Origin of the sequence: Paenarthrobacter sp. FR1 (assembly GCF_051106045.1) — a bacterium.
Lineage (GTDB): Bacteria > Actinomycetota > Actinomycetes > Actinomycetales > Micrococcaceae > Arthrobacter > Arthrobacter nitroguajacolicus_A.
Genome location: NZ_JBPFSF010000012.1, coordinates 11,604 through 24,172 on the forward strand (window position 1 = coordinate 11,604; position 12,569 = coordinate 24,172).

The window sequence follows — 12,569 nt, forward strand, 5'->3', positions numbered from 1 at the left end:
CAGCCTTAACAAATCGATGGACTAACCCGGTACTCTTGGGTTGTTTGTGTCGTGATAGCCGTGGGGGTCGGCATCGGGCGCTTTAAAGCTGCCTAAATGTGGGGGAATGTTGGATGGCTCTGCCTAACGAGTCCGGGAAACGCCGTGCCATGAACCGCCGGCGCCGGGTCATCACTGCGACCGCCTTTACCGCGGCGGCCGCTGTCCTGGTAACCGGCGCCATCCTCTATCCAGGTTTCAAGACCACGGATGTCGATCTTAACGACGGTGGCGTCTGGGTCGTCAGCAAATCCAAGAATGCAGCAGGTCGGCTCAACTATCCCTCCAAGTCCTTGGACGGGGCGGTAACCCCTGCCAGCGCCGACTTCGATATCCTCCAGCAGGCGGGGGACATCTTCATTGATGACGCTGACGGCGGGACCATCAACCCGGTCAGTGCAGCAAACATGCGGCTCGGGGGAGACCAGAAACTGCCGGGTGCCGCCGAGGTCAGCTTCGGGAGCAAGGTCCTGGCAGTTACCGATCCCTCCAAAGGCAAAGTCTGGGCTGTCTCTCCGACGTCCATCGGCGGATTCAGCGACGAGTCCGAGCCCTTGTTCGAACAGTCCCCGGGCGTTGTCTCGGTGGTCGGCGTGGACGACACCATCCACACACTTGATCCCGAAACAGGTCGGCTGACAGCCACAAAGGTAGATGCCGACGGCAAGGCCGTTGACTCCCAGGTCCGGAATGATGATCGGCTGAAGGCGTCAGGGGAGGTCCAACTGGCCGCCGTCGGAGACAAAGCAGTGGTCCTCAACGAGTCCACTGGCGACATCGTTCTCCCCGGTGGAAGCAAAGTGCATTTGGCCGACGCCCGCGACGCCAAGCTGCAACAGAGCGGCCCGGCCGCAGACTTCGTGGCCATCTCGACGCCCACTGCCTTGCTCCTGCAGCCCTTGGGCGGTGGGACCGCGAAGACCATCCAATCCGATGGCAACGGCATCCCGGCAGCACCTGTCCATCTGGGGTCGTGCACGTACGCGGCCTGGTCAGGGACCAACAAGTACGTCCGCGAATGCAGTAATGAGGCTGACAACCGCCGCGCCGACGTCCCCAAGGCGAGTGCGTCGCCGTCGTACGTTTTCCGGGTCAACCGCGAGCTCGTGGTGCTGAACGACGTAAACTCCGGCAACGTCTGGATGGTTAACCAGAACATGCAGCTGGTCAACAACTGGGACGACGTCATCCCACCCCAGCAGACATCGGACGACGCCGACAAGGACTCCGCGGACGAAGTCCAGCAGACGGTCCTCCCGGACCGCAGCAAACCCAACACCGTGCCGGTGGCCAAGCCTGATTCATTCGGAATCAGGGCCGGCAAGACCACCATCCTTCCGGTGCTGGACAACGACGCCGACGCCGACGGAGACGTCCTCACTGTCAGCACCAGCGAGCCGCTTAAGTCGGGCGCATTGTCCGCGGTCTATGGTGGGACGGGCTTCCAGATCGCCGTTCCGGCCGGGACTACCGGGTCCGAGACGTTCAAGTATTCGGTGGACGATGGCCGCGGCGGAACAGGCGCCGCGGACGTGGACCTGCGGATCGTCCCCAGCGAAGAAAACAACGCACCCCAGCCCAAGCCCAACCGCAACAACGCGCTGGTGGTCCAGTCCGGCAAGATCGCCAGTCAGTTCATCCTCACCGATTGGCTGGATCCCGACGGCGATGACATCTTCGCCGTCGCTGTCTCCAGCAGCGATCCCGCTGACCAGGTCCGGATCAGGCCGGACGGCTTGCTCACCTTCCAGGACTCAGGCGCAGGTCCGGGTCGGAAGACCCTGACCGTCAGCGTTTCCGACGGCGCCCTGACCACCCAGGGCCAGATCAGCGTCGACGTCCGTGCACCGGGAGCGCTGCCCCCCATTGCCAACGCCGACCATGTGGTGGCTGTTGCCGGCCAGGACACCGTGATCGCCCCGCTCAAGAACGACACTGACCCGCAAGGCGGCACGTTGCGGCTGGCGCAGGCGCAGCCCGATGAACAGTCAACGGCCGTGGTGGGACCCGACCAGCAGACATTCGCCTTCAACTCCACAGTCGTCGGACCCCACTACGTCACCTACATGGTGACCAACGGACCGGCGAGTGCGCAGCAACTGGTGCGGATCGACGTCGTATCCGGCAACAGTGACGGTGCGCCCGTAGCTGTCCGGGACATCGCGCTCCTGCCGAGTGGCGGCAGTGTGGTGGTTGACGTGCTGGGCAACGACTCAGACCCGGGCGGTGGCGTGCTGGTGGTCCAATCGGTGACGGCAGCTGACGGGCTGCCCGTTTCGGTGGCAGTGCTGGACCACTCGGTCATCAAGATCACCGATATCCGTGCCGAGGGACAACTCTCGCTCAAGTACACGATTTCCAACGGCAAGGCCTCCGCGACGGGGGACATCTCCGTTCAAGTGGTCCCTGCACCCACCAAGCTTCAAGCTCCGCAGGCCAAGCCTGATGAAGTCTCAGTACGGGTGGGCGATGTGGTGACGATTCCGGTGTTGGCGAACGATACCGACCCCAACGGCGGAGAGCTCACCCTGGATCCTGTGTTGGCGCAGCAGCCAGATGAAGCAGCCGGGCGGATGTTCGTCGCCGGCAACACGCTGCGCTTCATCGCAGGCGAGGAACCTGCCACCGTTTACGCGATCTACAAGGTCAGCAACGCCTCAGGCCAGACAGATTCGCAGCAAGTCACAATCAGGATCCGTGGCCGTGACGACGCAACCAACACCAGGCCGGAACCGCGGAACCTGACAGCCCGGGTGGTTGCCGGTATGACCGTGAGGATCCCCGTACCCTTGGACGGCATCGACGCCGACGGCGACTCCGTCCAGCTCATCGGCATCGACAAAGCGCCCGAACTGGGTACGGCCATTCTCAGGGATGGCTACCTGGAGTTCACGGCAGGCGGGAAGTCCGCCGGTACGGACACGTTCAGTTACCGCGTCCGTGATCGCATCGGCGCCGAGAACACGGGAACGGTGATTGTGGGCATCGCGCCGGCCGAAGCCGACAACCAGAAGCCGATCGCCGTGGATGACACCATCGATGTTCGCCCTGGTCGCAGGGTGGCGGTGGATGCTCTGAAGAATGATTCGGATCCCGACGGCGACCCCATCGGACTGGTGCCGACGTTGGAGGCAAAGCCCGAGCTCCAGGTGGAGACTGCGGGAGGCAAAGTGGTGCTGACAGCACCCGGCGCCGCCGGCACCGAAAGCATCACTTACCGGATCCAGGACGACAAGAAAGCGGAGGCCGCCGCCGTCATCCGTGTCCAGACCAGTCCGACCGCACCCCTTCATGCCCCGGTGGCAGTGGACGATCGGATCACACTGGCTGAGACCCTGGGCAAGACCGCGGTGGACGTACCTGTCTTGAAGAACGATTCGGATCCCGACGGCGTAGCTGAGGACCTCAAGATCTCCCTTCCTGACGGAAACCCGAACGCACGCGTTGGGACAACCGGGAACGTGGTGGTGACGCTGGCTCCCCAGGATCAACTGATTCCGTACAACGTGACGGACGTTGATGGGCAGACCGCAACGGCAGTCATGTGGATTCCGGGCCAAGGCCTCCAGTACCCCACGCTCTCCACTACCGACGTCGTGGAAATTACTGCGGGGGAGGAGGTCACCCTGGCCCTGCAGGACTACGTCAAGGTGAGGGAAGGACGCCAGCCCCGTATCACGGTTGCCGACAAGATCCGTGTCCAAGGCGGCGAGCCCACCAACGTCATCGCGGGCGACGGAACGGCCCTGAGGTACGCCGCCCAGGCGGAGTACGCAGGCCCAGGCTCCATCACCTTCGAAGTGACGGATGGAAGCGGTCCTGACGATTCCGAGGGCCTCAAGTCCACGCTGACCATCCTCACCAAGGTGCTGCCGGACCCGAACGCAAACCACGCTCCTACGTTCAGCGGGGCGGCCATCGAGGCCCCCAAGGGCGACACCGTGGACTTGGATCTTGCCAACCTCGCCGCGGACGTGGACGAGAAAGACCAAGGCAAGCTTGCCTTCGGGTTGGACGGTGACATGCCCGCCGGTTTTGACGCGCGGATCGAAGGCACCGTTCTAAAGGTCACCCCGGGTGGTTCACTCAACCCGGGAGCGCGCGGCACGCTGCCGCTGAAGGTGACCGATGGCCGCTCCGAACCGGTCAAGGCCGCCGTCACGGTCACGGTGGTTTCTTCCGACCGGCCAAAGCCGGCAGCCAACGATGACGTTGTGGAAAAGGCCGACGCCGGGAAGTCCGAAACCATCAATGTGTTGGGCAATGACTTCAACCCCTTCAGCGAGCCCCTGACCATCGTGTCGGCAGTGGTTGAGACAGGAAATGCCTCTGGCGCGCCCGCTGTCTCCGGTGATTCGATCACGGTGACTCCCTCCGAGGGATTCAAGGGGGTCTTGGTGGTCCGTTACACCATCAAGGACAAGACGGATGATCCGAGCAGGCAGGCCGTGGCCCGGGTCCGCATCACGGTGCGCGACAAACCGGACGCACCTTCGGCGCCGGTAGCCACTGACGTTCGCAGCAAGACGGCTGTGCTCAAGTGGGCCCCGCCGTCGGACAATGGCGCAGCCATCACCAAGTACACCGTTAAGGCTGCTGGTTTCCAGCAGGAATGCCCCACAACAACGTGTACGTTGAACGGGCTGACCAACAACGTCAAGTATGTCTTCACTGTGGTGGCCACCAACGAGGTAGGCGAGTCCCAGCCGTCAGTCCCGTCCAACGAGATCACTCCGGATGAAAAGCCGTCCGCCCCTGACGTACCTGCCGTTAAGGCCGGCGACAAGGACATGGCCATTACCTGGACACCGGCCAAGACCGAAGGCTCTCCGGTGAAGCACTACAACCTGGAGATCTCTCCACCACCTGCCAACGGAATTGCCGTCAAGAACGAGGTAACCGGCCTCAGCTACACGTGGCCAGGCTTGACCAATGGGGTGAAGTACAAGGTCCGGGCCCAAGCGGTGAACGATCTCGGTCCCTCGGAATGGGGTCTGTACTCCGCCGAGGACCACCCTGCCGGCATCCCCGGCACGCCGTCGCCGCCGAGCACCACAGTGGTGTCCGCCGTGGGTTCCCAGAACCAGCTCCGCGTCGACTGGGCCGAGCCGGACATCAACGGTGACCCCATAAAGAATTACTACGTCAGCATGAGTGGTGGCAGCGGAGCCACACAGACACAGACCATTCCGGGGAACGTCCGTACGGCAACCTTCAAGGTTTCCACCGATGAATCGGCGTACACGTTCACGGTTCAGGCGGAGAACAAAGCGGGGAAGAGCGCGGTTAGTGCTGCGTCGCCGCCGCGTCGGGCAACAGGAAAGCTGGCCACTGTCCAGAACGTGAGCGCCACGCCGGCCAACACCGGCGCCGCCGGCGGGCAGCTCACCATCAACTTCAGCGCGCTCAGCGATGCCCAACGCAACGGCTCCAAGGCCAACGAAGTCAGCTACACCTACTTTGCGGGCGGACGCTCCGGCGCCATCCAGCCCGGGCAGACAGTGGGAGGCTTCACCAACGGCCAGGCCACCAGCGTCACCGTCACGGCACACTCAACAGTGGCGCCCAGCTCGGATGCGAGTGCTGCAGCCACCGCGAAGCCCTATGGTGCGCCGGGTACGCCGTCGGCGTCGGGCTCGAATGGCGCCGTGAACCAGAAATCAGTGACCTTCAACTGGTCGTCCCCATCACCATCCACCAATGACGTCGCAACGACGAAGATCCGGATCGACGGCGGTGGTTGGGAGACAGTGGGTGCCTCGGGCAGCCGGACCATCAACACAGCTGGCTGGGAAGAGCAGCACAGCATCACTGTGCAGACGTTCAACTCTCTCGGCACGGGCGGCGGTCTGGCTACGGCCAGCGCCACGTCCGGACGCCAAGGGGTGTGGACAACCACCATGAACCCGGGCGCCGTGGTCCGTTCCTGCAGCTTCACGTTGGGTGGGGCGAATTACGACCCCAAGAAGTTCACCTGTGACGGCCAAAGCAACAACACGCCACCGTGGATGGCCTCGGCTGACCAGGGCGCAATTGTGGTGCGTTGTTACATCGACCAAACAGATAATTGGACCGGTATGCACCGTTGGTGGCGCATCGAATCCGGGTCGTACCGAAACGTGGGCCGGTACATCATCGCAGGTCACACTCACTTGGGTGACCCAGCTGGCTTGGGGGCCCCGCCATGCTGACCTTGAGGAAATGCGGCCGGGCAGTTCTCCCCATCGCGCGCCCGGCGATTAAGGCCGTAGGCTGTCAAAGCCAATGGATAGCCCGGTCTCGGGTTTCCTTGGCGAGCCGTTTGGTGCGTGGGATAGTCTTAGGGACTGAAAATTCCGCCGCCGTATGGGGGTACTGCGGAATGTACGGCTGCCGGCACATGCCGGTTGGCCAGGAAGTCGCTGGGGGGCGGCTGTATACAAAGGGAATTCTGGGGCTGTGACAACTTTCTTCGGCAAGCTGGGGCTGAAAAAGCGTCAAAACAAGAAACTCATATCGGGCATCGCTGTGACTGCTGCGGGCGCTGTGCTCGTGGCAGGTGCTGTGCTGTACCCGGGGTTCAAGACCACCGAGGTGGACTTGAACGACGGCGGAGTGTGGGTGGTCAGCAAAACCAAGAACGCTGTGGGCCGCCTGAACTACCCGTCCCGTGTTCTGGATGGTGCCGTGACGCCGGCTACCACTACCTTTGACGTCCTGCAGCACGACGGCAACGTCTTCGTGGACGATGAATCCGGGTCCACCATCAACCAGGTATCTGCCGCCAACCTGAAGCTTGGCGGCGACAAGCAGCTGCCAGCCTCGTCACAGGTCAGTTACGGCTCCACCGTCCTCTCGGTAACCGATCCAGCACGCGGCAAGGTGTGGGCGTTGTCTCCCTCCACCGTCAACGGCTTCGATGAAGAGGGAACCGAGCCCGTACTGACGGGCAACCAGGGGATGGTCTCGGCGGTGGGACAGGACAACCGCATTTACACAGCCGATCCCGGTAAGGGCGAGATTACTGTCACCACCGTTGATGCCAATGGCGAGCGGACCAACTCCGAAGTCACCAAAGTGGACGAGCTCAAGGGCTCCGGAGACCTGCAGATCGCCGTGGTGGGCGACAAGCCTGTAGTACTTGATGCTTCCTCCGGCAACCTTTTCCTCCCCGGTGGCCGCAGGCTCCAACTGCAGGACGCCCGCGAAGCCAAGCTCCAGCAGAGCAGCGAGGAGAGCGGCTACGTTGCCATCGCCACCCGCAAAGCCCTGCTGAAGCAGCCGTTGGACGGGTCCACGGCGGCAACGGTCAACGCCGATGGTGAAGGCGTCCCGGCTGCCCCCGTGCAGGTCAGCAAGTGCGTCCACGCTGCGTGGTCCGGCGCCAACAAGTACCTCCGCGACTGCGACAACGACGCAGACGACAAGAAAAACGATGTCCCCAAGGCCAGTGCTTCCCCGAGCTATGTGTTCCGCGTCAACCGGGACCTCGTGGTCCTCAATGATGTCAATTCCGGCAGCGTATGGCTGGTCAACCAGAACATGCAGCTCGTCAACAACTGGGACGATGTTGTCCCGCCCAAGAACCAGTCCGATGACCAGGATCAGGAATCCGCGGACAACAACACCATCAACGTGCTCCCGGACCGCACCAAGCCCAACCGCCCCCCGGAAACCAAGCCGGACGAGTTCGGCGTCCGACCGGGCCGGACCACCATCCTCAGCGTCCTGGACAACGATTCAGACCCCGACGGCGATGTTCTCACCGCTGCGGTGGGCGCCAACGGCCCCAAGGCAGGGGCGCTCGAAAACATCTACGGTGGCTCCGCCTTCCAGATCAAAGTTCCGATTGATGCCAAACCGGGCACGGAAGTCTTTGACTACAACGCGTCGGACGGTCGCAGCCTGTCGGCCGGCGGGAAAGTCACCCTGCGGGTTGTGCCCCCCGAAGAGAACAAACCGCCCTTCTTCAAACGCGGTGAGCCCACCACCATGCTGGTGGAGCAGGGCAAGTCCGTCAGCCAAAACATCCTGACCGACTGGATGGATCCGGACGGCGATGACCTCGTTCTGCTGGACGCGAAGTCGGACAATGACCAAGACCAGGTGAAGGTCCGCCGCGACGGACTCCTCACGTACCAGGATTCCGGGGCGGCACCGGGCAAGAAGAACGTCACCATCACGGTCTGGGACGGCCGCGCCACCACCACGGGCCGCGTGGTGGTGAATGTGCAGCCACCCGGTGCCCTGGCTCCTGTTGTCAATGCCGACCACGTTACGGCCGTAGTGGGCCAGGACCTGGTCATCGCACCGTTGAAGAACGACGTTGATCCCAACGGTGGCGCGTTGCGTGTGGCCCACGTCGAGGCTGCAGGTCCGGCCGACCTGGGACCAGTGACCGACGGCGGAACCTTCACTTTCAGAAGCACCACCCCGGGGCCGGTGTACTTGACGTACATCGCCAGCAACGGCCCGCAAAGCAGCCAGGGCTTGATCCGCGTCGACGTGGAGTCAGGCAAGGATGCCGGAGCGCCTGTAGCCGTTCATGACGTGGCGCTCCTGCCCGTCGGCGGAAGCGTCTTGGTGGACCCGCTGGCCAACGACTCCGATCCCTCCGGCGGTGTGCTGGTCCTGCAATCGGTCACGGTGCCTGACGGCTCCTCCGCGTCAGTCAGCGTCATCGACCACAGCGTCCTTCGCGTCACGGATGTCCTCGGAGCGAAGGAACCGTTCGTCTTCAGCTACACGATGTCCAACGGCCGCGCCTCGGCCACTGGAACGGTGGGCGTCGTCCCGGTGCCGGCTCCCGCCGTCGTCGAGGCTCCGCAACCCAAGCCTGACGAAGTCAACGTCCGCGTCAACGACGTCGTGACCATTCCGGTCCTGGACAACGACACGCACCCGCAGGGTGAAGAGCTCTCCGTGGACCCCGTGTTGGCGCAGAGCGTCCCTGAGGAAGACGGGAAGGCGTTCATTTCCGAAAAGACCTTGCGCTTCATTGCAGGTCCAACGCCCAAGACTGTCAGGGCCATCTACAACGCCGTGGATCCGCAGGGGCAGAAGAGTGCAGCCGCCGTGACCATCCACATCCTCCCGCTGGAAGGGACGCAGAATTCGCGGCCCCAGCCGCAGAACCTCACGGCACGCGTGGTGGCCGGCGGCAGTGTCCGCATCCCGGTTCCGCTGGACGGCATCGACCCCGACGGTGACTCGGTCCAGCTCACCGGCATCGACAGTACGCCCACCATGGGAACCGCGACGGCGGGCAGCAGCTTCATCGATTTCGTAGCCGCCGGTGATGGCGCGGGAACGGATACGTTCCGGTACAAGGTCATTGATCGCCAGGGCGCCGTGAACACGGGAACGGTGACTGTCGGCGTCGCCCCGCGAGGCGAAGACAACCAGAAACCTGCCCCCGTGGACGACGAGGTCAAGGTCCGTCCCGGACGCCAGATTGCTGTGGATGCCACCGCCAACGACACTGATCCGGACGGCGACATCATCCGTATCCTGACGGACAGCATCGAAGCCGATCAAGGACTCGATGCCCAGGTCAGCAAAACCAGCGGCAGGATCCTGGTGACGGCACCGGCCGCCGAAGGGACCGTGAATGTCCGCTACTCGGTGGCCGACGACCGTGACGCCGTGGGCACTGCCAGTATCCGGGTGATCGTCAAGAACGACATCCCTTTGCAGGCTCCCATCGCCAGGGACGACCGGGTGACGTCGGCGCAGACTCTCGGCAAAACTGCCGTGGACGTACCCGTCCTGAAGAACGATGAGGACCCGGACGGTGTGGGGGAGAACCTCAAGGTCGCTACCGGTTTGGACACGGCGCGCCCGGGTCCCGAAGGCAACGTGATTGTTGACCTCACCGAGCAGCCGCAGCTGGTCCCGTACACCGTGGAGGACGTCGACGGACAAAAGTCCACGGCCGTTATCTGGGTTCCGGGCATCGGCCAGCAGGTGCCCACCCTTGCCAAGGACGAGGTCGTTGAACTGGTGTCCGGCCAGTCCGTCACCGTTGACCTGGCCGAGTGGGTGAAGGTCCGCGAAGGAAAATCGCCGCGCCTGACCCAGACGGACCGGATCAAGCTCATCGGCGCTGACGGAAGTGACCCCGTGGCGAACAACGGGGCATCCATCAAGTACACGGCCGGTGCCGAGTATGTGGGGCCGGGCTCCATCAGCTTCGAAGTCACTGATGGAAGCGGCCCTGACGATCCCAACGGCCTGAAGTCAACGCTCAGTATCCGCACCAAGGTGCTGCCCGATCCCAACAAGAACAACCCGCCGGTGCTGCTGGGCAGCGACGTGGAGGTTCCCAAGGGCGACTCGGCCAGCCTGGACCTGGGGAAACTGACCTCCGATCCTGACGCTGACGACGTCCAGAATATGAAGTACGAACTGGCGGGTGCTGCCCCAGGCGGCTTCAGGGTGAACGTGGATGGCAACAGCCTCAAAGTCTCCGCTGACGACTCTGTACAGATTGGCCAAGGTGGCACGGTCCAGATCAAGGCAAAGGACCCCCGCGGGCTGGAGGCTTTGGCGACGTACAAGCTCTCCTTGACGGCCTCCAACCGGCCGAAGCCTGTTGCCAACGACGACGTTGAACCGGATGCGCAATCCGGGAAGCCCGTGACGGTCAACGCACTCGCCAATGACTCCAATCCCTTCCCGGATACACCGCTGAAAATTGTCTCTGCGGTCACCGAGACGGGCCAGGGCACTGCCGAAGCCAACGGCGGAAACGTGACGGTCACGCCCTCCGCAGGGTTCACCGGAACCATGGTTGTGGCCTACACCGTGGAGGACAAGACCGGGGAGCTCTCGCGCTACGCGACCGCCCGTATCCGCTTGACCGTCAAGGACAAGCCGGCAGCGCCCACAACCCCGCTCGCGCAGAGCGTGGGGGACCAGACGGCCTTGCTCACCTGGAACGCACCCGCCGACCGTGGCTCGCCCATCACCAAATACACCGTGTACGGCGAGGGTGGGTTCAAACAGGACTGCCCTGCCAACACCTGTACTTTGACTGGCTTGACCAACAATGTGAAATACCACTTTGCGGTGACTGCCACCAATGCCATCAACGAGTCCGAACGCTCACCGGTGTCTGCGGAGGTACGTCCGGACGTCAAGCCGGATACTCCCGCAGCGCCGACGCTCAAGTTTGGCGACAAGCAACTCTCGGTGGCCTGGGTTCCTCCTGCCAGCAAGGGTTCGCCCATCAAGTCTTACGATCTTGAGATTTCTCCTGCTCCGGCAGGCCAGAACCCCCAGATCCAAAACCTCACGGGCAACAGCCACGTGTGGACGGGACTGACGAACGGTGTGGCGTACAAGGTCCGCGTCCTGGCCCGCAACGATGCCAAGGAACCCTCCGAGTGGAGCCCCTACTCCGCTGCGGAGACGCCCGCCGGTGTTCCGGCCACCCCTGCTGCTCCGTCGGTGTCCGGCGCTGGGTCGGTGGGCACGCAAAGCCAACTGCAGGTCAGCTGGAAGGCGCCCAACAACAACGGTGACGCCGTGTCTGCCTACACCTTGACCACCTACCGTGGCGGCGCCGTCGTGGGTACCCAGTCGGTGGGCGCAACCTCGCAGAACGTCACCGTTGCCAATGCCGAAGCGGACTACACGTTCACGGTCTCGGCAACGAACAAGGCCGGGGTCAGTGGCGTCAGCCAGCAATCCGCGCCCATTCGAGCTGCAGGAAAGCCTGGCACCGTGGGCAGTGGTTCGGTGACCGCAACCGGCACCAGCGGACAGTTGCGGGTGACCTTCACTCCACTGACAGCCGCTGAACGCAATGGCTCCCAGGACAACGAGATCACCTATCGCTGGCAGACCGCCAGCGGATCCGGCCCCATTGGACGCGGCGGCGGTGACATCGGCGGCCAGCCCAACGGCACCAACGTGGTGGTCAACATTATTGCCACGTCGGTGAAGAACGGCATGGCCGGCGATGCCAAGGCCATCGGCACCGGCAACCCTTATGGGCCCCCCAACGCACCGAACGTCAGTGGCGGCAAGTCGGCCAAGGGCGATGGCCAAGTGCATTGGACCTGGAACAACCCCGCCATGAATGGTCGGGCGTTGGACCACTATGAGGTCAGCCTCGATGGTGGCGCGTGGACCGGAGTGGGCAAGGCAAACAGCTTTGATGCCTCCGGTGGTGGCTGGGAGAAGACCCGGCATCTGCGTGTTCGGGCCGTGACAGTCGCGGTGGGACCTGCCAGTGGCAATGTGGCTGCCACCAGCGGAGTCGACCCGACCCCGCCGCCTCCGCCTCCTGCGCCGCCTACAGTCCAGGCACACAACAACACCTGCCCGGGAAAGCCGGGTCAGACGGACACCTACAACCCCAGTGGACCGTCCTGCGGCGTTGGTTGGGTCTCGAGGTCCGAAGGCTGGCTGACCATCAACTGCACCAAGGACATCTACAACAACGGCACGCCGTGGTACCGCGTCACTGAGGGCAGCCACCCGGGATGGTTCGTGAAGTCCACCACCGTGGACATTCGCGGCAACAGGCCCGGCGGTTGCTGATG

General features: G+C 63.5%; 2 protein-coding genes. Both read left to right on the forward strand.

Annotated features, from left to right (window positions below; translation table 11 throughout):
• Positions 1–113 precede the first annotated feature (113 nt).
• Positions 114–6,230 carry an Ig-like domain-containing protein gene (locus tag ACR30Z_RS19480; protein WP_434374330.1) on the forward strand — a complete coding sequence of 2,039 codons (6,117 nt, stop codon included), beginning with the start codon at positions 114–116 and terminating at the stop codon, positions 6,228–6,230.
• A gap of 247 nt (positions 6,231–6,477) precedes the next feature.
• Positions 6,478–12,567: an Ig-like domain-containing protein gene (locus tag ACR30Z_RS19485; protein WP_434374331.1), complete on the forward strand. Its 6,090-nt coding sequence runs from the start codon at positions 6,478–6,480 to the stop codon at positions 12,565–12,567.
• The last annotated feature ends 2 nt before the right edge of the window (positions 12,568–12,569 follow it).

Coding starts and splice junctions, on each gene's coding strand:
- ACR30Z_RS19480 (WP_434374330.1), top strand. CDS start 114: ATGGCTCTGCCTAACGAGTCCGGGAAACGCCGTGCCATGAACCGCCGG.